Genomic DNA, 22,419 nt, shown 5'->3' with positions numbered 1-22,419 from the left:
TTAAATTGCACACAATTCAATTGCTCGCTATTTTTGCAGCTTCTCAACTTCCCGGAGTGCGCACCATGAGCAATAACCTGCTGACCATCCCGTGCACCACCATCAAGGGTGAGCAAAAGACCCTGGCCGATTACGCCGGCAAGGCGGTGCTGGTGGTCAACACTGCCAGCAAGTGCGGCTTCACCCCGCAATACAAGGGCCTTGAAGAGCTCTGGCAGACCTACAAGGATCAAGGGCTGGTGGTGCTGGGCTTTCCGTGCAACCAGTTCGGCAAGCAGGAACCCGGCAGCGAGGGGGCGATCAGCGAGTTCTGCGAGCTCAATTACGGCGTCAGCTTCCCGCTGTTCAAGAAGATCGAAGTCAACGGCACCGGTGCACATCCGCTGTTCGTGCAATTGAAGAAGCGCGCACCGGGCGTACTGGGTTCCCAGGGCATCAAGTGGAATTTCACCAAATTCCTGATCGGCAAGGACGGCCAGTTGGTCAAGCGCTTCGCCCCGGCCACCAAGCCGCAGGATCTGAGTCGCGAGATCGAAGCCCTGCTCAAATGAACGATCTGTCAGCCGATGCGCTGAAGCTCGACAGTCAGTTGTGCTTCAAGCTGTACGCCGCGTCCCGGGCGGTGATTCGTGCCTACAAGCCGATGCTCGATCAGCTCGGCCTGACCTACCCGCAATATCTGGCGATGCTGGTGTTGTGGGAATGGCAGGAAGCGGCGCCGGAGCAACCGACGGTCAAGGCGCTGGGCGAGCGTCTGGCGCTGGATTCCGGCACGTTGACGCCGTTGCTCAAGCGTCTGGAGCAACTGCAACTGGTGCAGCGTCAACGTTCGGCGCGGGACGAGCGTGAGGTTCACCTGAGCCTCACGCCTCAGGGGCAGGCGCTGCGCGAGCAGGTCGGGCCGTTGAAGGACAGGTTGCTGTGCGACAGCGGCGTGGACCTGGATCGGCTCAACGAGCTGCGCACCGGGCTTGATCATCTGCTGGGGCAAATCAAAGCGCTGTCGTAGTCGGTATCCACTGATCCAGCAGCGCGGCCAGTTCTTCGCGGCGGAAAGGCTTGGCCAGGTAATCGCTCATGCCCGCCGCCCGACAGCGCTCACGCTCCTCGGACATGGCGTTGGCCGTCAACGCCACGATCGGCAAGTGCGGCCAGCGACCGCTCTGGCGTATCTGCCGGCTGGCTTCGTAACCGTCCATCACTGGCATGTTGCAGTCCATCAGCACCAGATCGAACTCATGGTGTTCCAGTTGATCCAGTGCTTCTGCGCCATGGGCCGCCACTACCACTTCGCAACCAAGTTTACTGAGCATGCCCTTGGCCACCAGTTGGTTGACCGGGTTGTCTTCCACCAGCAACACCCGGCCGCGACGCTGTGAAGGCACGCTTTCAAGCCGCCCGCGGTCGATGGTGGTGATGTCCGGTTGCAGGGTTCGGCGCAGATTCTGATACAGCGCGTTGCGTGCCAAAGGGCGAGCCTGCTGTTGCAGCGGGGCGAGGGCGGCGGCCTCTTCGCCCGGCAGGAAACTGCCGTAGGCCGTCACCAGCAGAATCGGTGCGGTCATGGTCGGCCGCAGGCCGAACAGGCATTCGGGGCAATCCGTGATGATGATGTCCGGTGACGGGCCGAGCAGTGACGCTTCAATCGTGCGCTGTTCGTACGACAGGCCCCAGACCGGCAACAGACTGCTCAACAGTTCTGACAGTCCGCTGGCCGCTGTGGTGATGGCAAGCACGCTGCCATGCAGTTGTGCCGGAATGACCGCGCGGGTGTGGCAGGGCAGCGGCAGTTCGGCACAGAACTGGCTGCCGAAACCGACTTCGGAGCTGATCGTCAGGCGTCCCTCCATGGCTTCGCACAGGTTGTAGGTCAGCGCCAGGCCCAGTCCGGTGCCGCCGTACTGGCGGGTGATACCGGCCCCGGCCTGAGTGAACGGCTGGAAAATTTTCACCTGGGCTTCCTGGGCGATGCCGATGCCGGTATCGCAGACCTCGATGCGCACGCTGTCCTTCCAGGTCGACAAACGCACATCGACCCGTCCGAAGCGGGTGAACTTCAGGGCGTTGGACAGCAGGTTGCTGACAATCTGCCTGACCCGGGTCGGGTCGCCGAGCACCAGCGCCGGGAAGTGCGGATCGATCAGACACGTCAGTTCGACGCTTGGCGCCGCATTCTGTGACAGCAGGTTGGCGGTGTCTTCGATCAGCGAGCCCAGGTCGAAAGGAATGTGCTCCAGTTCCAGTTGTCCGGCATCGAATTTCGACAGATCGAGAATATCGTTGAGCAATTCCACCAGCACCTTGCCCGAGTCGTGGGCAATGGACAGTTGCTGCTGTTGTTCGCCAGTGAGCGGACCGTCAAGGGACAGCGCGATCATGCCCAGCAGGCCGTTGAGCGGAGTGCGGATCTCGTGGCTCATGTTGGCGAGGAACGCCGAGCGCGCTTCGGCCATGTCCAGTGCGGTGCTGCGGGCGACCTCCAGTTCCTCGTTGGACTGGCTGAGGCGGGCGTTGATGGCCTTCAGTTCGGCGGTGCGTGCCGACACGATGTCTTCGAGTTGAGCCAGGTAGTCGGTGAGACGGTTTTCTGCGGTGCGCCGTTGCTGGATTTCCGTGGCGATGTTCTCGAACTGCTGGTTGGCGACCTTCACCAGCACACCGATCTCGTCGTTGGCGTGTCCGCCCGGGCATTCCAGAGTAGTCGGTTCGGCGCTGCGCGGATCGCGTCCGCTGAGTTCACGGATCACCCGCACCAGCGGTTTGGTCAGCATCACGTAGAACAGCGCCAGCAGTATGCCGGTCAGGATCAGGCTGCGGGCAAAGCCGTTGAGCAGCGTGATTTCGGCCCGGCGCAGGAAGCGGCTGCCAAAGGCATAAGTGTCCACTTCCAGGCTTAACGTACCGAGGGACTCATTGGGCAAGTGGTCGAGATAGAGCCGGTCTTCGAACTCGCGTTTGGCGCCGAACAGAAAGTCGCTGATCAACCGATAGCCGCTTTGCAGTTCCGGGCGTTTGACGCTGGCCAATATCGTCTGATTGTTGTCGGTCAGTTGCGCGGAAATGATGGCCGGCGAGCGCAGCAGGCCCAGCGTGAGTTCCTGGGCCAGCTCGGCATCGATGTTGTAGGCGATGCGCGAGGCCGGGTTATGGCTGATTTCCAGCAAAGACAGGATTTCACGGTTGATGGAGGCGTCTTCACTGGCATAATCGATGCCGATTTGCAGCAGACTGAGCAGCGTGCCCAGAATGAACCCGACCAGCACGGTAAGCCTGGCTTGCTTGTAAGACAGCCGGTGGGTGAATTTGATATCCATGGGGTGTTGAACCACTTACGTTTCCCTTCGCTGCTCAAGCATAGTCGATCATGCATGGATACCGGAGTTCCCGCATCGCCTTGTAACAAGGGCCGGGCCGGGTGTCGAACGCTATCGGTCGTCGCTGTATCGCCATCATTACTGTGAACCAGCCCGAGGAGAAGACGTGGATTCCCGATTGAATGCTTTTCTTGAGCGCGCCGAGTCGGTTCTGGCGCGGATCGAACCGCTGCTGCCGGCGCCACGCCCGGTCATCGACTGGGGCACCTGCCTGGCTGCACGCTGGCAGCGTGACGGTCGCAGCGGCTATCTGCTGCCGCTGGAAGTCAGCCTCGACATGCGTCTGTCGGACCTGATCGGGGTCGATCGGCAACTGGAGCAACTGGGCCGAAATACCCAACAGTTCCTCGACGGCATGCCGGCCAACCATGCGCTGCTCTGGGGCTCGCGCGGTACCGGTAAATCCTCGCTGGTGCGGGCGTTGCTGGCCGAACACGCCAAGGCCGGCCTGCGCCTGATCGAGATCGAGCGCGATCACCTGGCCGACCTGCCACGTGTGGTGGAGCAGATCGCCAAGTTGCCGCAGCGTTTCGTGCTGTTCTGCGATGACCTGTCGTTCGAATCCGGAGAAGGCGATTACCGCGTGCTGAAAAGCGTGCTGGATGGCTCGCTGGAGCAGGCGCCGGACAATGTGTTGCTGTACGCCACCTCCAACCGTCGCCATCTGGTGCCGGAAAAGGAAAGCGACAACGAAAACTGGAAGCGCGTCGACGGCGAGCTGCATCCGAGCGAAGCGGTGGAAGACAAGATCGCCCTGTCGGATCGCTTCGGCCTGTGGCTGTCGTTCTATCCGTTTACCCAGGAACATTTCCTCAATGTCGTCGAACACTGGATCGGGCAACTGGCCGCCAAGGCTGGCCTGACCTGGCAGCGCGACGAACAACTGGACATTCTCGCCGTGCGCTGGGCGACCGGCCGTGGCAACCGCAACGGACGTTGCGCGTACCAATTCGCCCGTTACTGGGTGGGACTGAAATTGCTGGAGCACAAGGCATGATTGATTTGCAACAGAGCGGCCAGGGCCTCGAAGGCTATGGGATGTTGGCCGCGCAACTGGAGTCGCTGCTGGCGGACGAGCGCGATTTCATCGCCAATGCCGCGCAGTTTTCGGCGTTCCTGTTCAACCAGCTCGATGATCTGAACTGGGCCGGTTTCTACCTCAATCGCAACGAAGAGCTGGTGCTCGGCCCGTTCCAGGGCCAGATCGCCTGCGTGCGCATTCCGTTCGGTCGCGGTGTGTGTGGCGCGGCGGCGGCCAGCCTGCAGACACAACGGGTCGAAGACGTTCACGCATTCCCCGGCCACATCGCCTGTGACAGCGCGTCGAACAGTGAACTGGTAGTGCCGCTGGTCAAGGACGGTCGCCTGATCGGTGTGCTCGACCTCGACAGCCCGAAGCTTGCACGCTTCGGCACAGAAGATCAGGCCGGTATCGAACGGCTGGCGGCGATCTTCCTGCGCCTGACCGACTGCTGATCACGCCGCAAGACCCGCCTTGCGCAGCACGCTGGCGGGATCCACCGCATCGACCTGCTGTGGGTCGAGGAAACGGCTGGCGTATTGCAGGTAAACGCCTTCGCGGATGAACAGGCCGAACAGCTCGGCATCGATATGCGCCTCGCGGCACATGGTGGCCATGATTCCCAGCGCTTCGCTGAGGGTCTTGGCCTTTTTGTACGGGCGGTCTGCTGCGGTCAGCGCTTCGAAGATGTCGGCAATCGCCATCATCCGTGCCGGCAGGCTCATTTCTTCGCGTTTCAAACGTTTCGGGTAACCGGTGCCGTCCATTTTTTCGTGATGGCCGCCAGCAATTTCCGCCACGTTATTCAGATGCCCGGGGAAGGGCAGATGGCTGAGCATCAGGATCGTCTGCACCATATGGTGATTGATGATGTAACGCTCCTCTCGTGTCAGTGTGCCGCGAGGAATGCTCAGGTTGTACAACTCGCCGCGGTTGTATTTGTAGCGCGGGACATCGAGTTTGAACCCCCATGGGTTGTCCTCCGGAATCAGCTCGCTGTCGGCGCGCTCGAGCAGGTGTTCGGGCTTGTCGGACAGTAACTTTTCCCTGACGGGCAAGAGGGGCGCCGATGTGCGTGCCTGCCGCCGGTTTTCCTCCCAGGACACGCCCAGCCGATCATCCAGCGTGCGTGTCCAGGTGCGTTGCGAGATACCCTCAAGGCGCTGCAGATCGGCATCGGCCATGGCCTCACTGCCCAGGTTGCAGCGGGCGACGAAACTGAAATCATCATCCAGAGCCGCCAACGTCGTGTCGCGCAGGCTGGCCAGTTGTCGTTCGTCCCCACCCGATGCCAGGGCTTGCCAGTAACTGATCCAGGCATCGCGCTTGAGCACTTCGAACCGGGTGCGGATTTCATGGATGCGATCGTTCAGGGTTTCCAGTTTGGTGGCTTTGTCGACGACGTATTCCGGCGTCGTGACCTTGCCGCAGTCGTGCAGCCACGCAGCGATGTGCAAGGCTTCCCATTCATCCTCACTGGGCTGGTAGTCGCTGAAGGCCGGGGATTCGCTCGCGGCCGCAGCGTGGGCAAGCATCAGGGTCAGTTCCGGCACGCGCTGGCAATGGCCGCCGGTGTAAGGACTCTTGGCATCGATGGCGCCGGCCAGCAGTTGAATGAACGCATCGAGCAGCTGTTTCTGTCGGGCTTGCAGGCGCTGGCTCTCGATGCTCACCGCCGCCGCGCCGGACACCGCTTGCAGGAATGCGATGCGGTCGGGGCGCAGCTTTTCAAGGTCGGCCGGGGTGCCGCTGTCGCTGATCAGCAATACCAGCAGACCGATTGTCTCGTTGTGCCGGTTGTGCAGGCGGATCCCGATCAGGTGGACGCGCGGCGTGTCCATGGCCAGCAGTACTTTTTGCAGGTCGGCGGCCTGTTCGAAGCCGAGGTTGCTCACTAAATTGTCGGCCTTCGCCAGTTGCTCGAACCAGCTGGGGCCCTGGGTGGCATCGAGGTTGTGTCCCTGGATATCGAAGGCAGCCAGCGTCTGTGAGGTGCCATCGACCACCAGCCCGTAAGGTTCCATGCGGTTGCCATCACTTTCCCGCAGGTAGATCAGCCCCGCCTGGGCCTGGGCAATCTGTACCGTTTCGAACAACACCCGTTGCAGCAGCGGTGCGAAGCGGGTTTCGGCGGTCAGACTGTCGGTGATGCGAAAGAAGCTGGCCAGAGTGTCCTTCATCCGCGCCATCGACAGGCTCAACTGGTCGACCTCCAGCACCGGCGAGCGACGGGTTGCGGGAAAGTTGAAATCGAAGCTGCGGATGGCGTCGGCTTCCTTGACCAGTGCATGCAGCGGCTTAACCAGAATCCGCGAGATCAACCAGCCCAGCGGCAGGCACAACAGCAGGGTGGCGAGGGTGATGAGCGCACCTTGCCAACGCATGCGATAGGCATCGACCAGCAACTCGTCCTCCGGCACCAGCAAGGCCATCTGCAATCCTTTCGGACCACCCTCCTGCAGGCTGCTGCGGGCGACGATCCAGCGTCGTCCGTCAGCATTCAGGTGTTTGCCCTGATGATCGGCAGACAGCAGGGCATGCAGGCTCGGGCTCAGGTCGGCTGCCCTGGCCAGGCGCGCGGTACGGTCATCGACGATCAGCCGGCGGCTGTCGGGGTACGCTACGGCGTTGCCTTCTGCGTCGAAGAGGACGATTTCTGTCGCAGGCGTTACAACATGCTTGGTCAGAGTTGCCGACAGCGCGTCGAGGGTCAGGTCGGCAGCGATCACTGCGTGCTCACCGCTGCGCCGGGCGAGGGTGGTGCCGACATTGTGGGTGGAAAAGAACACGTAGGGTTCGGTGGTGATCTGCTCGTTCTGTTTTTGTGCGCCGATGTACCAGCCCCGGCTGCGCGGGTCGTAGGCATCGTCCTGATTGTCGTGACGACCGACCGCCGACAACGCCTGATCGAAGAACAGCGATTGTGATCTGACGCTGCCATTGCCGTCATGTTCGATGCTCCAGACCTGATAGGCCGCTGCCTCCGGCGCCTTGAGCAAGGTTTTCAGTGAAGCGGTGTGTAACGGCCGCACCATGAAGAAATCACCGTTGTCGTAACCCAGATACAACGAGGCCAGGTCCGGATTGTCCGACAGTGACTGGCTAAACGGTTTGAGCAGTGTCAGGCGTTGTTCAAGGATGGAGGCCTGCGTCCCGGGGTTGTCCGCGAGCAGGCCCAGCAAGTGCCGGATCGGCGCATAGGTCGATTGCAGATCGACGCGCACATCCTGCTCGATGCGTTCGAACAGTTTTTCGCTGCTCGACAGAATGACCTGTGTGGTCTGCCGGTAGTTGAACAGCCCCAGCACGACCCCGGTGAGCAACAGCAGAAAGGTGAACATGACGCTGATGTGCACGTGCAAGGGGAACCGGCGTTGATCCGGGCGCAGTGGGCTGGGCATTGCGGACTCTCCGTGTTGATAAACACACTGCTCAGCGCTCAAGCATAGTTAAGGCCCGGTCATTCTGCTGTGGTCGGTCAACGTCAGTTGCTGCTCCAATGCCTTCTCAAGTTCAAGAATGGCGAGTTTGCTCGCGTTGCATCGGCGTTCGATCTCCTCCTCCGGCAATGCTTGCAGACAAGCCTGTTCGAGGGCGTCGCAACTGTCGATCACGCGTGATGCCTGAGCAATGCGAGCAGCGCCTTTGATCTTGTGCGCAATCTCGGCCAGCGCCTCGTGATCCCGTCCGGGGAACAAGGCTTGTAGATCCTGGCGGTCAATCCGACTGCTTTTAAGAAGTTCGGTCAACAGTCGCCTGATCTGAGCGGGGTTTCCACCGGTCAGCGCATAAAGTCCCTGCAGGTTGAACGCAGAGGTATGGAACACAGGTGTGTCGAGGATTGGTCGGACACTGTCGATCCATTGGCTCAAGACACTCAGGCTCAGAGGTTTGAACAGGCACTCGTTCATGCCGGCCTGCTTGCAGCGAAGCACCTCTTCCGGTTGGGCATTGGCGGTAAACCCCAGGACTGTGCAGGTCGGGCGTTGCGTGAGGCTTTCGTGACGCCGGATCGCGCGGGTCAGTTCATAGCCATTCATGACGGGCATGTTGCAGTCGGCGATGACCAGATCGAACGCGCCGTTTTTCCATTGCTCCAGCGCGCTCTGGCCTTCTTCGGCAATGCTGAAACGGTGTCCCAGGAACTCGAGTTGCTGGCACATCAGCAGGCGATTGGCCGGGTGATCGTCCACCACCAGAACGTTCAGGGGCATGAGGGCGGTCTGGATCTGTGGTTCGTGTTTCCGGCTTTTCACCTCAGCGGGCATGATTGCCAGTGGCAGCGACACACTCACTTGGGTGCCGATTCCGGGTTGGCTGCTCAATTGCAGTTGCCCTCCCATCATTTCGCACAGACTGCGGCTGATGACCAGCCCCAGCCCGGTGCCGCTGATTGCCCGGTTCCTGCCATGGCTGGCCTGGGTGAAAGGTTCGAACAGCCGCCGCTGATCTTCGGCAGTAATACCGATGCCGCTGTCCTGAACCGTCAGTTGCACCTGCGAGCAAGCGGGTACATCGCTGGCCAGCAGTTCCAGCGAGATCCTGATCTGGCCATTTTCGGTGAATTTGATGGCATTGCTGATCAGGTTCGACAACACCTGCTTGAAACGCAAGGGGTCCAGATGCACGTCGATGTTCAGGTCGGGCGGAGAGACGTTCACCACCAGTGCCAGCCGTTTCTGCCGGGCCAGACCTTCGAAGATCCGGACCACCGCCGAGATGGTATCGATGAGATTGACCCGTTCGGGGCTCAGGCTCAGGCGCCCGGATTCGATCCGGGCAATATCCAGGATGTCACCGATCAGCCCCAGCAGATCCCTGGCCGAGCTGTAGGCGGTTTCGATGCTGGAGCGGTCCGGATGCACTTTGTCCATGCGCTTGAGTGTCAGTTCGAGCATGCCGATGACCGCGTTCATCGGCGTACGGATTTCGTGGCTCATGGTTGCCAGGAAAGTACTCTTGGCACGGTTGGCATCATCGGCCTGTTCCTTGGCGGCACGAAGCTCGTCGAGCAGCTCATGGCGTTCACTGATGTCGATCCAGCCGCCGATGATCCCTTGAACATCACCGCTGGAATCGCGGTATGGCAGGATCCAGTGATAGATCGTCATGCGCCGGTTGCCGATTTGCAACGGCCGGTCGAGCACCAGCGGTCTGCCCTCGTTCACGACCCGCTGGTAGTCGGCCTGAAAGGCCCTGGCTTCGAACGCGTTGTTCAGAGCACCTTCCATCACATTCTTGCCGATGACGTCTTCGCGTCTGGCCTTGAAGGCTTCGAGGTAACTGTCGTTGCAGCTTTGCAGCAACCCCTGTCGATCGCGCACATAGATCGGATGAGGCGTGCCGTTGACCAGTGAGCGCATGAATTCCAGTTGATCGTTCAAGGCGCGTTCGGCGGCCTGGCGCTGTTTGATCTGGCGACGCATGTAGGCATTCCAGAGCATCGACAGCAGCAACAGCAGGCCGGCCGCCCCGATCACTTGATAGAACAGGCGCCGGTATTGATGCCAGGTGCCTTGTGAAAGGCTTGAATAGCCCCTCCACCGACCATTGATGATGCCCAGTTCTTCGGGCGATATGCTCATCAGTGTCTTGTCGATGATTGAGCCCAGCTCGGTGTTGTCTCTGGCGGTTGCCAGGGAAAAGGCTGCCTGGCGGGTGCCGATGGTGGTCGTGATCTGCAAGGGGTGTTCGAAGATGTGCGAGGCGATGAAGTAGTTGGCGATCACCAGCGAGTTCACTGCGCCTTCGACCTGACCCTCGTCGAGCAGTGCCACGGCACTGAAAGTGTCCGGGGTCTCGATCAACTGGATGTGTGGAAATTCGTTTCGCAGGTACTCGATCATCGGGTTGCCCTGGGCGATGGCCAGGCGCTTGCGCTTGAGCTGCCCCAGATGCGTCGGACTGTCGGCAGCCTTGCGGGTCAGCAGGACATAGGAGTTTTCAAGGTAGGGGCGGCTGAACTTCAGGGTTATCTCGCGTTGTGCGGTTGGCAGCAGGGCGGCGATCAGGTCGGCCTGATGGATCTCGACCTGTTTGATCATCTCGGCGTCGCTGCGACTGCGGCGGATTTCGAAGCGCAGGCCGGTGCGCAAGCGGATGAGTTCCAGCAGGTCGGCGCTGATGCCGCGAAAGTTGCCATCGGTATCAAAGAAGCTCAGTGGAGCAAAGGCTTCGTTGACGACCACACTCACCACCGGGTGTTTCTTCAGCCACTGTTCTTCGCGGTGGGTCAGTTGCAGTTTCTGGTCGGTCAGCAAGGTGTCGCTGCCGGCACTCCAGCGTTTGGCGATGGTTTCCCGCTCGCTGCCCGGGACAGCCTTGAGTACGTTATCGATGATACCCAGTAGCTGAGGATTGTCGCGACGCACGGCAAAGCTGAAACCGTGGGCTTCGTGCTTGCCGAAATTGGCCATGCGGATGTTGTTCAGATACCCCTTGCTGATCATGTAATGGGTGGAAATGGTGTCGCCCAGAAACACGTCCGCCTGATCGAAGGCGACTGCATTGATGGCGTTCTGGTAGGACGGATAGGAGGTTATGAGGGCTTTGGGATAGAGCGTCTTGACTTCGTCCAGCGGCAGATAGTGATACAGCATGCTCAGCCGCAATCCGGCCAGGCCTTCGCTCAGAGAGCGGGTTTCACCCGTACGGGTGACCAGTACCGGTTGATCGATGGCGTAAGGGCTGGACAGTACGATGTTGGCGTTTTCCGCCTCCAGCCCGTTGGAGGTGCCAAGCATGTCGATGCTGCCGTCGACCAATGCCCGGATCGCGGCGTCTCGTGTGGCAAAGCGCTTGACCCTGACCGGCAGGCGGGTTGCCTGGCCGATCAGTCCGGCGTAATCGGCCGTGAAGCCCTCGTAATCGCGGCCGCTGGCCGTCATGTCAAATGGCGGATAGTCGGGAGCTGATGTGCCCAGAACCAGCTCATTGCGATTGTGCAACCAGTCCCGTTGCGAATGTTCAAGCAGGACTGGAAGCAATTTGCCGGTCGAGCGACTGAGCAGAGCCAGGTCTTGCGAGATGACGGGGTCGGCCGTTACATGAGCACTTGATCCAAGGCATGCACTCAATACAAACAGGCAGTTCTTCAAGCGACTGGGCATGTCGTCTCTCACACGAGTGCGTTGCGTTTGGCCATTTCAATAAGTTCTACAAGGGATTTGGCTTTGAGTTTCTGCATCAGACGTTTTTTATAAGTACTGACGGTCTTGTTGCTGAGGAACATGCCTTTGGCTATTTCCTTGTTTGTGCGGCCTTGGGCAAATAGTTGCAGCACCATCAATTCCCGGTCATTGACGGATTTGAAAAGTTCCAGTTCCGCATAGCGCACATCGTCATTGCGAACGGGGTTCAGGGCCTGGCTGGGGAAATAGTTGTATCCGGAAAGGACCGCCTTGATGGCACTGACCAGTTCGCTGAGGTCTTCCTGTTTGCAGACATAACCCGATGCGCCGGACTGCATGCAGCGAATGCCGAACAGTGTCGGGCATTGTGCGGTCAGGACCAGTGTCTTGAACGGGGAACTCATGGCGTTGAAACGGGCAAGGACTTCCAGGCCGTCCAGCTTTGGAATGCTGATGTCGAGAATGATCAGGTCGGGCGCGCATTCTCGAACCATTTGCATGGCATCGACCCCGTTATCGGTTTCACCGACGACCTTGTAACCTTCATGTTCCAATAGCATTCGAACGGCAAGACGGATAACCGGGTGATCGTCGACAATAAAAACGGAGTTCATAACAAAGTCCCATGCGAACACTAATAAAGGGCGCACCTTAGCTCAGATGAAAGAGCGGTCGCATGAGCTGACAGGACCTTGGTGGCAATCTAGGATTAGTCCTACAAATAAAGAAGAATGGGACTACGAGTTAACTACTTTTGACGTAGGTAGTGGATGTCTTTGCAGGTTGAGCTTGTTCGATGGAGGGGGCGGGCGTGACTGAAAAGCCTGTTTGTTTAATGTTTGTCAGTTATCAATGAATTTCAGTTATTTATCGATGATACGTCGCGAGAATTGAACATGGATATAAGGAAGGGTTGGAATATCTATCAGTCGCGAGTTCTGAAACCTGTTTTTGATAGGTCGCGTGCCCGCCCGGTCAATGCCTGACCGGGAGGCGACGAGTTATCAATGGCTGGAGCGCCCTGTCATCTCCAGGGCCATGTCGCTGGCATAGCTGTCGGTCATACCCGCGATGAAGTCGATCATGCGCAGGAACGATGCGTGCAGCGGGCCGTGCGGATCCGGCGCATTGTTGCCCAGCAAGTCGAGGATTCTGCGGCTCTTGAATGACGGCGTACGCCCGTTGTGCTGTTCGAGGGCTGCACCGCAGAACGCGTTGAGCAGAATCTCCAGTGTCGTGTAGGCGCCGATTTCATGCAGGGTCTTGCGCTTGTCCTGAAAGATTTTCTTGCGTGCGATGTCCTTGGCATTCAGCACGCAACGTTTGGCCGGACCATGCATGTGCTCCACCAGATCGCCGTGCAGCGTCCCGGCCAGCAGTGCGTCCTGTTGCTCGACGAAAGCCCGGGCGGCGGCGTTGGTCAGGTGTTCGATGGCCTTGCCCCGCAGGATTGCCAGTTTGCGTCGGCGCGAATCCTGAGGGCCGAGCTGGCGATAGGTTTCCGGCAGGTCGTCGCCGACCAGACCCAGCAGCAGCGACTCGACCTCGGCATAGTCCAGCAGATCCATCTCCAGACCATCTTCCAGATCGATCAGCGCGTAGCAGATGTCATCCGCAGCCTCCATCAGGTAAACCAGCGGATGACGCGCCCAGCGCTGTTCTTCGAGTTGCGGCAGGCCCAGCTTGTGAGCGATCTGCTCCAGCAAAGGCAACTCGCTCTGATAGCAACCGAATTTGTGTTTCTTGTAGCCCAGGGAGTCGGCGTGGCGGGCGGTCCACGGGTATTTGAGGTACGTACCGAGGGTCGCGTAGGTCAGCCGGGTGCCGCCGTCGAACTGGTGATATTCCAGTTGTGTGAGCACCCGGAAACCTTGGGCGTTGCCCTCGAAGTTCAGGAAGTCCCCACGCTCGGCGTCACTCATCGCATCCAGCCAGCCGCGCCCGGCGGCCTGCTGGAACCAATGGCGGATGGCGTCTTCGCCGGAATGGCCGAAGGGCGGGTTGCCGATGTCATGGGCCAGGCAGGCGGACTGCACGACCATGCCCAGATCGCTCGGCTCGCACCACTCGGGCAGGGCGCGGCGCAGGGTCTCGCCCACTCGCATGCCCAGCGACCGGCCGACGCAACTGACTTCCAGCGAGTGGGTCAGGCGTGTGTGGATGTGGTCGTTGCTCGACACGGGATGCACCTGGGTCTTGCGGCCCAGGCGGCGGAAGGCGCCAGAGAAAATGATGCGGTCATGGTCTTTGTGAAACGGGCTGCGGCCGAGTTCCTGCGGGCTGTGCAGCGGCTTGCCGAGACGTTCGCGGTTGAGCAGGGTTTGCCAATCCAAGGCTGATTCTCTCCGTCGGGTGACTGGTGCCCTAGCTTCCCGGTTCGGGCGAGTGTCTGCAAGCGCAACTACAGCCCGGCGGCATCAATGTCGATCAACAGCAGGCGTTCGCCATTGTCGAAAAACTGCCCGGCGGTCAGGCAGTACTGGTTGCTGGTGGCATCGCGGTAGGTGTTGGAAAGCGTCAGGCGGCGCTCTTCCCAGCCTTCGGCCAGCAGATGGTAGAAGTAGGGACGCCACGACCAGTTGTGACCCAGATAACGGTTGTCGGCGACCCAGCCGCTTTGCCGCCACTCCAGATTCGGCGTCAGTTGAGTGCCCTGACGGTCGCACTGATAAAACCGCAGCAACCACGGAAAGGCGTCCAGTTGCGGCAAGGCACTGAGCGGCGCGCGGGTTTGAGCCCAGCTCTGCAGAATCGTCATCAGCTCGCCTAGCTGTTGGCGCATGGACATCAATTTGCTGCGTTCGGCGAGCTTCTGCTTCACATAGGCCTGGCGCAGTTCAGCGAAGCGCTGGACGAAAGCGTCCGTTGCAAAGAATGCCTCCTGCGCTCGGGCGAACAGAAAACCCTGAACGTAACGTGAGCCACATTCCAGCGCGAAATTCAGCTGTGCTTCGGTCTCCACGCCTTCGGCGATAATCCAGCAACCGGTCCGCTCGGCCATCTGCGCCAGTGCCTTGACCACATCGCTGCTGGGCCCGCCGAGCGCGGCGGCCTGAAACAGGCGCATGTCGAGCTTGAGGATGTCCGGCTGCAAGGCCAGCACGCGATCAAGCTGTGAATAGCCGGCGCCGAAATCGTCAATGGCGATCCGTGCCCCGGCATCACGATAGCGTGCAACCACTTCGGAAAGACGCTGACTGTTGCCGCCCAGTTCGGTGATCTCGAAGACAATCCGCTGCGGGTCGACGCCATGCCGGGCGAGTTGTTTCAGGCTGGGTAGCGCCTGGTCGGCGCGCAAACGGCTGATCCAGCGCGGTGACATGTTCAGGCTGAGAAACCAGTCCGGAGGCGCTTCGTGAAATCGGCTCAGCGCATTGTCACGAATCTGCCGGTCGAGGCGGCGCAGGGCGGTAGCGGGCGTTCGTGGGTCGGCGAACAGCGGTCCGACCGATGTCAGTTGCCCTTGCGCCTGGCGCAGTCGACCCAGAGCCTCGACGCCTGCGATGCGTCCGGTAGCGGTATCGATGAAAGGCTGAAAGCAGGCGAGCGGTTGCCCGTCGATCACGGGGCCTCCTTGGTCATTGTTGTTCTGGTGGGGTCCTGCCTGCCGGGTAGGCAAGCGGGATTGAATCTCCGGGTGAAGAGATTCAATCCCGCCAGCAGTGCAAGAATGCAGCCAGATGTGGAACTCAGCGTTTGCCCGAGTTCTGCATGACCAGTTTGATCAGCGGCGCGAGGCTGGTGCCGAGGCGGATCAACCGGCTCAGGCCGCCGATGCCACCGCTTTTCGCGCCTTTGCCGGTCAGGAACCCCAGCAGTGTCACGGCGGCCACGCCCCATAACGGCGCATGCTTGATGCCGAAACCGTCCTGCAGGTTCTGCGTCATGCCGCGCATGCGTTGCAAGGGTTGCAGCACCTGGCCGGTTTCGTGGCGGATTTCCTGACGATGCATTTCCATGCGCAGGCGGATCAGGGCCTTGCGCATTTCCTGGCGCGAGCTGTTGTGCGGAAGTTCAGGCAGGCTCATGGCAGCAGGCGCTCCCGGTCGTTGGCCAGTTCTTCCAGGGTGCCGTGGAAGGGCGAGGATTCATCGAAGATCGCAGCCTTCAGGCGCAGCCCGCAGAAGATCGCAGCGAGTGTGTAGAACACGCACAGGCCGATGATGGCGGCGAGCCGATACGTGTCCCAGAACACGATCAGAACGAGGGTCGACAGGCCGACCAGCAACAGCAGTGCAAACACCAGCGCGAGGCCTGCGAACAGCAACAGGCTGACGGTGCGTGCTTTCTGCTCCTGCAATTCGATGCCGAACAACTCGACGTGACTGTGCAAAAGACCGAGGACGGCTGCACCCAGGCGCCGTGTGGAAGAGGCGGTGCCCGCAGTCGGGCCGGATTCACCGATCGACATGATCAGCGCCGCGTGGCCAGCAGGCCGATCAGAAAGCCCACGCCGGCGGCGATACCCACCGATTGCCACGGGTTGGCCGACACATAATCTTCGGTGGCGGTGACCGCAGCCTGGCCGCGCTGGCGCAGGGTGTCTTCGGTCAGCTTCAGGGTTTCCCGCGCGCGCAGCAGACTTTCGTGGATCTGTTCGCGCAATTCATCAGCCTGATCACCGGCCAGCGTGGCGGTGTGTTCCAGCAACCGTTCGGTGTCGCTGACCAGGGTCTGGAAGTCGTTCATCAGGATTTCTTGAGCAGTCTTTGCCTTGGTGCTGGCCATTGGGAATCTCCGTAAGTGGCGGTCTGAAGCGGCTTCTGAAACTTTCGAGTATGAGCCTTGCGTGAAGGTTCAGTACAAATGACTGGTACATCTTTTGCTGTGTCGTGGTGCGTCCTCCGGCAGCAGTGCGCTGTTGCCGGGCGCGAAGCCGGGAAATCATAGCCCGGATGACACGGGTTCAGCTCAGGACATCGACCTCGTGCGCCAAAGCGGTTCATCGGCCTCTCGGGCTTGTGACTGCGCGGTCGCAACTTGGTGCATGAAATGTCCGCATGAACCGCTTTGGTGCCTTTTTCAGCCTTGGGTCTGCCTCTTCATGGAAAATCTGCAAAGCGCTGTGGATACGCTCGTTCATAGTTCCAACACGTTGTTCATTCTGATCGGTGCGGTCATGGTGCTGGCCATGCACGCCGGTTTCGCCTTTCTGGAGGTCGGAACGGTTCGCCAGAAGAATCAGGTCAATGCGCTGTCGAAGATTCTCAGCGACTTCGCCGTGTCGACGCTGGCTTATTTCTTTATAGGCTATTGGATTTCGTACGGGGTGACATTCCTGCAACCGGCGGCGGTGCTCAGCGCCGATCATGGTTACGGGCTGGTGAAGTTTTTCTTCCTGCTGACCTTTGCGGCGGCGATCCCGGCGATCATTTCCGGCGGCATTGCCGAGCGGGCACGGTTCGTTCCGCAGCTGTGTGCGACGGCGCTGATCGTGGCGTTCATCTATCCGTTTTTCGAGGGGATGATCTGGAACGGCAACTATGGTCTGCAAGCCTGGCTGGCCGAGCGATTCGGCGCCCCGTTCCATGATTTCGCCGGCTCCGTGGTGGTTCACGCCATGGGTGGCTGGCTGGCGCTGGCGGCGGTGCTGTTGCTGGGCCCGCGCAACGGCCGCTATCGCGATGGTCGGTTGGTGGCATTCGCACCGTCGAGCATTCCGTTTCTGGCACTGGGATCGTGGATCCTGATCGTCGGCTGGTTCGGCTTCAACGTGATGAGCGCGCAAACCCTGCAGAGCGTCAGTGGGCTGGTGGCGGTCAATTCGTTGATGGCGATGGTGGGCGGTACCGTGGCGGCGTTGATCGTCGGGCGCAATGACCCGGGCTTTCTGCACAACGGCCCGTTGGCCGGCCTGGTGGCGGTGTGTGCCGGCTCCGACCTGATGCACCCGGTGGGCGCGCTGGTGACTGGTGCGATTGCGGGCGCGCTGTTTGTCTGGTGCTTCACGGCGGCGCAGGTCAAATGGCGCATCGATGACGTGCTCGGTGTCTGGCCGCTGCACGGCTTGTGTGGCGTATGGGGCGGCATCGCCTGCGGGATCTTCGGCTCGACCGTACTGGGCGGGCTCGGTGGTGTCAGCCTGATCAGCCAGTTGATCGGTACGGCGTTGGGCGTTGTGGTGGCCCTGGCCGGCGGATTTGCCGTCTACGGTTCGATCAAGGCCCTGCATGGTCTGCGCCTGAGTCAGGAACAGGAGTATTACGGTGCGGACCTGTCGTTGCACAAGATCGGCGCGGTGAGTCAGGACTAGGTCTCTTCATCTTCGGCACCCGGGTAGAAACCATGCAGCAGGCGATAGCGGTCGATGCGCACCCGATCGACTTTCTCCTGCACCTGGTGTGCCGGCAGACCGAGCAGAATCAAGGCGTGGGACGCGAGCATCAGGCTTGATTCCAACAGCTCCGGCACCACTTCGCTGGCACCGGCGGCTTTCAGTTCGGCCCATTGGCTGTCGTCGCGGGTGCGCACCAGAATCGGCACTTTCGGGTTGAGTCGCCGGGCTTCCTTGAGCACCCGCAGCGCCACATCGCTTTTATCCACGGCAATCACCAGCAGCCTTGCACGCAGCAAACCGACCGCAGTCAGAAGGTCGCCACGCGCAGAGTCGCCGTAATGCACGTCGCGTTCGACGGTGGCTGCCTCCTGAATCCGTACGGGGTCGTTGTCCAGGGCGATGTAAGGTTGTCCGGCATTGCGCATGAAGCGTCCGATCGACTGACCGACACGCCCGTAGCCGCAGATCACCACATGCTGGTCCAGGCCGGCATTGAGGGCGCTGATCTGTTCGATCTGTGCTTCCTGATTGGGTTTGCGGTGCAGGGCGGCGGCGATGCGAGGCGCAGCGCGCAACATCAGCGGTGTTAGAAGCATCGAGCAGAACGTCGCAGCGAGGAGCAGGGCTCCGAGATCGGCAGGCATCAAACGGTTCTGCTGCATCTGTGCCATCAGGGCGAAACAGAATTCGCCACCCTGAGCCAGGGCCAGGCCGCTGCGCCAGGCGGTTTCATTGTCGCTGCCACGCCATTTCACCAGTAACGCCACCACTGAACCCTTGATCACCAGCAGACCCAGAGTCATGGCGAGAATCAACAGGCTGTGGCTGGCAAACAATTGCAGGTCGATCAGCATGCCGATGCTGACGAAGAACAGGCCAAGCAGAATGTCGCGGAACGGCCGGATATCGGCTTCGATCTGGTGCCGATAGTGACTCTCCCCCAGCAGCATGCCGGCCAGAAACGCACCGAGGGCGGGGGACAGGCCGAGCAAGTGAGTCAGCCATGCCGTGAGCAACACGATCACCAGCGCCAACAGTACGAACAGCTCGGCCGAGCGCGATGCCGCCACCTCCTGAAACAGGCGTGGCAACAGCCAGCGACTGGCCAGCAGCAAGCCGATAAAGAGCACGACAGTCTTGAGCAGCGTCAGTGGCAATGCCCAATACCAGGCTTGATCGCTGCTGCCGGCGAAGACGGGCACCAGCGTCAGCAACAACACGGCCACCACATCCTGAAACAACAGAACCCCTACCGCGTTCTGACCGTGGCTGCTGAATATTTCGCCGAGGCTGCCCAGTTCCTTGGTGACGATCGCCGTGGATGAAAGCGAAAGACCCGCGCCGAGCAGCAACGCCGGGGTAAGAGGCATGCCCAGCAGCATCAGCACGCTTCCCAGCAGCGCTGTGCTGACCAGTACCTGTTGGCTGCCCAGACGAAAAACCACCTGGCGCAGGGCAATCATTTTCGACAGGGAGAATTCCAGTCCCAGGGAAAACAACAGAAACACTACACCCAGTTCGGCAAGGTCCGGCAGATGCTCGCTCTCGTTGATCCAGTCGAACGCCTTCGGTCCGACCATCAGCCCCACGCACAGATAGCCCAGCACCGGTGGCAGGCGCAGGCGGCGAAACAGGGCAATCATCACCAGGGACGAGGCAAGAATGATCAACAGATTGGCAAACACAAAACACTCCGGCGGCAGGGGCAGGCTTTTCAAGCGTAGAGGCAAAAAACACTGGAGCATGGCGTAAAACGCCTTTGTGCGGGCTGATTTGAGTCAGGGTTTTGCAAGGACAGAACCGCTCGATGGCTCGAGGGCTCTGATGGGTCGACGGGTTTACAGGTCAGGCCTAAAATGGCCAATCAAATTTTCGGATTGAACGCGCATGCTTCCTGAATGCCAGTTGTTCGGCACCCTGGGGTGCCATCTGTGTGAAGTCGCTGAAGCCGAGCTGATGCCGTTCGTCGAGCATGGCCTGCTGGTGGAACTGGTGGACATTGCCGACGACGAGTCCTGGTTCGAGGCCTACAGCCTGCGGATCCCTGTGCTGCGTCGCACCGATACCGGAGCGGAGCTGGGCTGGCCGTTCAGTGCCGATCAGGTTGTGGCATTTCTGCGTTAGCCTTTCCCTCGACGTTGTTCCGGCGTGGCCATTCATCGCGACGCTCATCGATCCTTGGCACTTGCGGGTTTATTCGGTTACTGTATATTCATACAGTAATTGAGTGGGTTCGTCGTGCTGCGTTTTTTTTGGGCATTGAGCACGGCGACCAGGACGTCAGAGGGATGAACCGTGGTCAATGTCGAACAGTTGAAAAGCAGCGTGAACCGGATGTCGGTTGATGTGGTGCACGACGCCGTCCGCGAATTGCGTCTGGACGGTCTGGTCACGGAGGGCAAGACGCCTTTCAACAAGCTGCATTTCAATACCTGTTTTGCCGAGATCGAGGCGTTGTTCCAGCGCGCCGGCTATCACAAGCAACTGGATGTGGTGGGTTATCAGGGGTTGTTGTACGCCTTGTACGACCCGGGTCGCTGGGAGGCTGTCGATGTACTGCGCTGGCTGAAGGAGTTCACCGAGGCCGCAGCCCTCAAATCGATCCCCGCCTGATTCTGGGCTAGGTCTGCTGCGTCCGGTGTTGGATAATGGCGCTCTGCTTTGAGGGTTCGAGTTCTCCGTATGTCCAGCACACCAACATTTTCCGCCGCACAGAATCAGGCCAGCACGCTTTACCTGCCCCCGGGCGACTGGCGGACGGTGTTCGATTGTCTGTGTGATCACTTCAGTGCCATCGGACGCGATCAGTGGCTGGACCGGATTGCCCGAGGACGGGTACTGGATGGCGAAGGCCAGCCGATTGCGCTGGACCTGCCGTACAAGGAAGGCCTGCGCATCCATTACTTTCGCGAAGTGCCGGATGAAAAGCCGATTCCGGTGGTCGAGTCGATTCTCTACGCGGACGAACATCTGGTCGTCGCAGACAAACCCCATTTCCTGCCGGTGACGCCAGCAGGGGAATACGTGGAACAGACGCTGCTGCGCCGGCTGATTCGTCGTCTGGACAACCCGCACCTGGTGCCATTGCACCGAATCGACCGGCACACCGCCGGGTTGGTGATTTTTTCGGCCAATCCGCAAACGCGTTCGGCGTATCAATCATTGTTCCCGACACGGCAAATCGAAAAACGCTACGAAGCCATCGCCGCTGCATTGCCGGGGCTGGATTTTCCGTTGGTGCACAAGAGCCGTATGGTCGATGGCGAGCCTTTTTTCCGCATGCAGGAAGGTCCCGGTGTCAGCAACACCGAAACGGCAGTGGAAGTGCGGGAACGGAACGGCGACCTCTGGCGTTACGGCCTGTATCCGGTGACCGGCAAGAAACACCAGTTGCGGGTGCATATGACGGCGCTGGGTGCGAGCATCTGCAACGATCCGTTCTATCCGGAGGTGCTGAAGGACGTCGAGGATGATTACGCCAATCCGCTCAAGCTTCTGGCGCAGGGTTTGCGGTTCATCGATCCGGTTACGGGGCAGGTGCGTGATTTTGAAAGCCGGATCACGCTGGACTGGTGAGTAATAGTGCAAACCATCTTTCTGACGCTCACGAAAAAGCCCGCAAATGCGGGCTTTTCTGTATCTGGCGTCGCTTACAGTTCTTTAACGGTGCGAACCTGATCCTTGTTGATGCGAGTCTGCTTGCCGTCCAGTTGTTCGAATTCGTAGAAGCCCGAATCCTTGTCGTATTTAGGCGAGTCGACGGCCTGGATTTCGCGACCGTCATTCAAGGTGATCACCGTTGGCGAAGCGCAACCGGCGAGGGTGGCCAGGCCCAGTGCGAGCATGAAAGTGGCGAGAGTCCGTTGAGTCATGTGTTTGTCTCCGAAGGGAATTCTTTTGGTTACTGAGCTGTAGACGTATGCAAGGCGTGAGAGTTCCTTGAATGCGGTCAGTCTGACACAGTGTTATGAGAGCTTAACAGTTCCGGGGTATTGAGATTGGCCAGCCGTGGGTCGTTGTCCGGGCAAATCAGGGCCTGTGCGCCAAGGCTGCGCATGAGCCGGCCAGGACTGCGTTCCCCTTTGTGCCAGGCCTCATCGAATGCGGGCAGAAGCGCCACGGGAATCACGCACAGCAGCGGTTCCCAGTGCTCGTCGTGACGCAGCATCAATGGGTTTTCAGGGTGCAGGCTGGCGGTCTCGTACATGCTCTGCAACAGGGGAAGATCGATTCGCGGTACGTCGCACGGCAACACCAGCAGATGGGAATGGCGAGCGGCTCGCAAACCGGCACGGATACCGGCCAATGGCCCGGGAAAGTCTTCTTCGTCGTCTGTCACCAATTGATCGGCGAAGGGCGCATAGCGTTCGCGATTGCGGTTGCAGGAAATGATCAGATCGTCGGTCAGTGGGCGAACCTTGCGCTGCAAATGAGCGATCAGCGGTTCCCCGTGCCATTCAATCAGCCCTTTGTCCTGGCCACCCATGCGTTGACCACGTCCACCGGCCAGTAACAGGATGGAGCAGGAGGGCAGTTGCGTATTCGAAGTCATGGCAGCTCTCCGCAGGTTCGGCGAAAAAATGGGGCGCTGTGATATAACACCGGGCTGTTTCTCCT

Annotated in this window: 20 protein-coding genes; 8 read left to right on the top strand and 12 right to left on the bottom strand. The window is 60.0% G+C overall.

Annotated elements, in window-relative coordinates; genetic code table 11:
* Positions 1-65 precede the first annotated feature (65 nt).
* Together ACKLNA_RS19390 and ACKLNA_RS19385 are read left to right on the top strand one after the other, a co-directional pair.
* Complete coding sequence (locus ACKLNA_RS19390) at positions 66-551, top strand: glutathione peroxidase (RefSeq protein ID WP_408986784.1); 486 nt, start codon at positions 66-68, stop codon at positions 549-551.
* Positions 548-1,009, top strand: a complete 462-nt coding sequence (locus ACKLNA_RS19385; protein ID WP_408986783.1) for a MarR family winged helix-turn-helix transcriptional regulator — start codon at positions 548-550, stop codon at positions 1,007-1,009. The genes ACKLNA_RS19390 and ACKLNA_RS19385 overlap by 4 nt, the downstream gene beginning before the upstream one ends.
* Here the strand turns inward: ACKLNA_RS19385 and ACKLNA_RS19380 are convergent.
* The gene (locus tag ACKLNA_RS19380) at positions 993-3,314 is read right to left on the bottom strand and encodes a response regulator (RefSeq protein ID WP_408986782.1); all 2,322 of its coding nucleotides are present in this window, start codon (positions 3,312-3,314) and stop codon (positions 993-995) included. The genes ACKLNA_RS19385 and ACKLNA_RS19380 overlap by 17 nt on opposite strands.
* 166 nt (positions 3,315-3,480) lie before the next feature.
* Here ACKLNA_RS19380 and ACKLNA_RS19375 point away from each other — a divergent pair, with 166 nt between their 5' ends.
* On the top strand, positions 3,481-4,371 hold the full coding sequence (locus ACKLNA_RS19375; RefSeq protein ID WP_085710747.1) for an ATP-binding protein: 891 nt from the start codon (positions 3,481-3,483) through the stop codon (positions 4,369-4,371).
* Positions 4,368-4,850 (top strand): GAF domain-containing protein, encoded by a 483-nt coding sequence (locus ACKLNA_RS19370; protein WP_408986781.1) that lies wholly within the window; start codon positions 4,368-4,370, stop codon positions 4,848-4,850. Before ACKLNA_RS19375 ends, ACKLNA_RS19370 begins: the two co-directional genes overlap by 4 nt.
* Here ACKLNA_RS19370 and ACKLNA_RS19365 read toward each other — a convergent pair whose 3' ends face one another.
* The 8 genes from ACKLNA_RS19365 to ACKLNA_RS19330 all read right to left on the bottom strand — a co-directional run bounded on the left by ACKLNA_RS19365 (position 4,851) and on the right by ACKLNA_RS19330 (position 16,253).
* On the bottom strand, positions 4,851-7,796 hold the full coding sequence (locus ACKLNA_RS19365; protein ID WP_408986780.1) for an HD domain-containing phosphohydrolase: 2,946 nt from the start codon (positions 7,794-7,796) through the stop codon (positions 4,851-4,853).
* A gap of 48 nt (positions 7,797-7,844) precedes the next feature.
* A complete protein-coding gene (locus tag ACKLNA_RS19360; protein WP_408986779.1) occupies positions 7,845-11,504 on the bottom strand; it encodes a transporter substrate-binding domain-containing protein in 3,660 nt (1,219 codons plus the stop codon).
* A gap of 8 nt (positions 11,505-11,512) precedes the next feature.
* Positions 11,513-12,139 carry a response regulator transcription factor gene (locus tag ACKLNA_RS19355; protein ID WP_114884537.1) on the bottom strand — a complete coding sequence of 209 codons (627 nt, stop codon included), beginning with the start codon at positions 12,137-12,139 and terminating at the stop codon, positions 11,513-11,515.
* Between the two features lie 390 nt (positions 12,140-12,529).
* Entirely contained in the window at positions 12,530-13,858 is a 1,329-nt protein-coding gene (locus tag ACKLNA_RS19350; RefSeq protein ID WP_085710742.1) for a deoxyguanosinetriphosphate triphosphohydrolase, read from the bottom strand.
* Between the two features lie 68 nt (positions 13,859-13,926).
* Complete coding sequence (locus tag ACKLNA_RS19345; protein ID WP_408986778.1) at positions 13,927-15,090, bottom strand: EAL domain-containing protein; 1,164 nt, start codon at positions 15,088-15,090, stop codon at positions 13,927-13,929.
* A 124-nt stretch (positions 15,091-15,214) separates the two neighbouring features.
* Positions 15,215-15,553, bottom strand: coding sequence for a hypothetical protein (locus ACKLNA_RS19340; RefSeq protein WP_119429616.1), 339 nt, complete (start codon positions 15,551-15,553; stop codon positions 15,215-15,217).
* Positions 15,550-15,936, bottom strand: coding sequence for a phage holin family protein (locus ACKLNA_RS19335; protein WP_065257074.1), 387 nt, complete (start codon positions 15,934-15,936; stop codon positions 15,550-15,552). Before ACKLNA_RS19335 ends, ACKLNA_RS19340 begins: the two co-directional genes overlap by 4 nt.
* 2 nt (positions 15,937-15,938) lie before the next feature.
* Positions 15,939-16,253, bottom strand: a complete 315-nt coding sequence (locus tag ACKLNA_RS19330; protein ID WP_134827653.1) for a YqjD family protein — start codon at positions 16,251-16,253, stop codon at positions 15,939-15,941.
* 316 nt (positions 16,254-16,569) lie between these two features.
* On the opposite strand from ACKLNA_RS19330, the gene ACKLNA_RS19325 reads away from it, so the two are divergent.
* Entirely contained in the window at positions 16,570-17,778 is a 1,209-nt protein-coding gene (locus ACKLNA_RS19325; RefSeq protein ID WP_408986777.1) for an ammonium transporter, read from the top strand.
* Here the strand turns inward: ACKLNA_RS19325 and ACKLNA_RS19320 are convergent.
* Entirely contained in the window at positions 17,775-19,487 is a 1,713-nt protein-coding gene (locus ACKLNA_RS19320; RefSeq protein WP_408986776.1) for a cation:proton antiporter, read from the bottom strand. The genes ACKLNA_RS19325 and ACKLNA_RS19320 overlap by 4 nt on opposite strands.
* Before the next feature lie 202 nt (positions 19,488-19,689).
* Between ACKLNA_RS19320 and ACKLNA_RS19315 the strand changes: the two genes are divergently transcribed.
* The 3 genes from ACKLNA_RS19315 (at position 19,690) to ACKLNA_RS19305 (ending at position 21,378) form a co-directional block, all read left to right on the top strand.
* Positions 19,690-19,926: a glutaredoxin family protein gene (locus ACKLNA_RS19315; RefSeq protein ID WP_114884529.1), complete on the top strand. Its 237-nt coding sequence runs from the start codon at positions 19,690-19,692 to the stop codon at positions 19,924-19,926.
* A gap of 171 nt (positions 19,927-20,097) precedes the next feature.
* Complete coding sequence (locus ACKLNA_RS19310; RefSeq protein ID WP_085710735.1) at positions 20,098-20,415, top strand: transcriptional regulator; 318 nt, start codon at positions 20,098-20,100, stop codon at positions 20,413-20,415.
* Positions 20,416-20,484: 69 nt separating this feature from the next.
* A complete protein-coding gene (locus tag ACKLNA_RS19305) occupies positions 20,485-21,378 on the top strand; it encodes a pseudouridine synthase (protein ID WP_408986775.1) in 894 nt (297 codons plus the stop codon).
* A gap of 74 nt (positions 21,379-21,452) precedes the next feature.
* Here ACKLNA_RS19305 and ACKLNA_RS19300 read toward each other — a convergent pair whose 3' ends face one another.
* Entirely contained in the window at positions 21,453-21,674 is a 222-nt protein-coding gene (locus tag ACKLNA_RS19300) for a YgdI/YgdR family lipoprotein (protein WP_085710733.1), read from the bottom strand.
* Between the two features lie 77 nt (positions 21,675-21,751).
* Positions 21,752-22,354 carry a molybdenum cofactor guanylyltransferase MobA gene (gene mobA / locus ACKLNA_RS19295; RefSeq protein ID WP_408986774.1) on the bottom strand — a complete coding sequence of 201 codons (603 nt, stop codon included), beginning with the start codon at positions 22,352-22,354 and terminating at the stop codon, positions 21,752-21,754.
* Between the last annotated feature and the right edge of the window lie 65 nt (positions 22,355-22,419).

The organism is Pseudomonas sp. UV AK001 (assembly GCF_046097675.1).
Classification (GTDB): Bacteria; Pseudomonadota; Gammaproteobacteria; order Pseudomonadales; family Pseudomonadaceae; genus Aquipseudomonas; species Aquipseudomonas kribbensis.
This window is presented reverse-complemented; position numbering and strand designations above follow the sequence as displayed.

What these genes read in the sequence shown, in the direction of transcription:
- ACKLNA_RS19390 (WP_408986784.1), top strand. Translation starts at nt 66, where the DNA reads ATGAGCAATAACCTGCTGACCATCCCGTGCACCACCATCAAGGGTGAG.
- ACKLNA_RS19385 (WP_408986783.1), top strand. Translation starts at nt 548, where the DNA reads ATGAACGATCTGTCAGCCGATGCGCTGAAGCTCGACAGTCAGTTGTGC.
- ACKLNA_RS19380 (WP_408986782.1), bottom strand. Translation starts at nt 3,314, where the DNA reads ATGGATATCAAATTCACCCACCGGCTGTCTTACAAGCAAGCCAGGCTT.
- ACKLNA_RS19370 (WP_408986781.1), top strand. Translation starts at nt 4,368, where the DNA reads ATGATTGATTTGCAACAGAGCGGCCAGGGCCTCGAAGGCTATGGGATG.
- ACKLNA_RS19365 (WP_408986780.1), bottom strand. Translation starts at nt 7,796, where the DNA reads ATGCCCAGCCCACTGCGCCCGGATCAACGCCGGTTCCCCTTGCACGTG.
- ACKLNA_RS19360 (WP_408986779.1), bottom strand. Translation starts at nt 11,504, where the DNA reads ATGCCCAGTCGCTTGAAGAACTGCCTGTTTGTATTGAGTGCATGCCTT.
- ACKLNA_RS19355 (WP_114884537.1), bottom strand. Translation starts at nt 12,139, where the DNA reads ATGAACTCCGTTTTTATTGTCGACGATCACCCGGTTATCCGTCTTGCC.
- ACKLNA_RS19340 (WP_119429616.1), bottom strand. Translation starts at nt 15,553, where the DNA reads ATGAGCCTGCCTGAACTTCCGCACAACAGCTCGCGCCAGGAAATGCGC.
- ACKLNA_RS19335 (WP_065257074.1), bottom strand. Translation starts at nt 15,936, where the DNA reads ATGTCGATCGGTGAATCCGGCCCGACTGCGGGCACCGCCTCTTCCACA.
- ACKLNA_RS19330 (WP_134827653.1), bottom strand. Translation starts at nt 16,253, where the DNA reads ATGGCCAGCACCAAGGCAAAGACTGCTCAAGAAATCCTGATGAACGAC.
- ACKLNA_RS19325 (WP_408986777.1), top strand. Translation starts at nt 16,570, where the DNA reads ATGGAAAATCTGCAAAGCGCTGTGGATACGCTCGTTCATAGTTCCAAC.
- ACKLNA_RS19315 (WP_114884529.1), top strand. Translation starts at nt 19,690, where the DNA reads ATGCTTCCTGAATGCCAGTTGTTCGGCACCCTGGGGTGCCATCTGTGT.
- ACKLNA_RS19305 (WP_408986775.1), top strand. Translation starts at nt 20,485, where the DNA reads ATGTCCAGCACACCAACATTTTCCGCCGCACAGAATCAGGCCAGCACG.
- ACKLNA_RS19300 (WP_085710733.1), bottom strand. Translation starts at nt 21,674, where the DNA reads ATGACTCAACGGACTCTCGCCACTTTCATGCTCGCACTGGGCCTGGCC.
- mobA (WP_408986774.1), bottom strand. Translation starts at nt 22,354, where the DNA reads ATGACTTCGAATACGCAACTGCCCTCCTGCTCCATCCTGTTACTGGCC.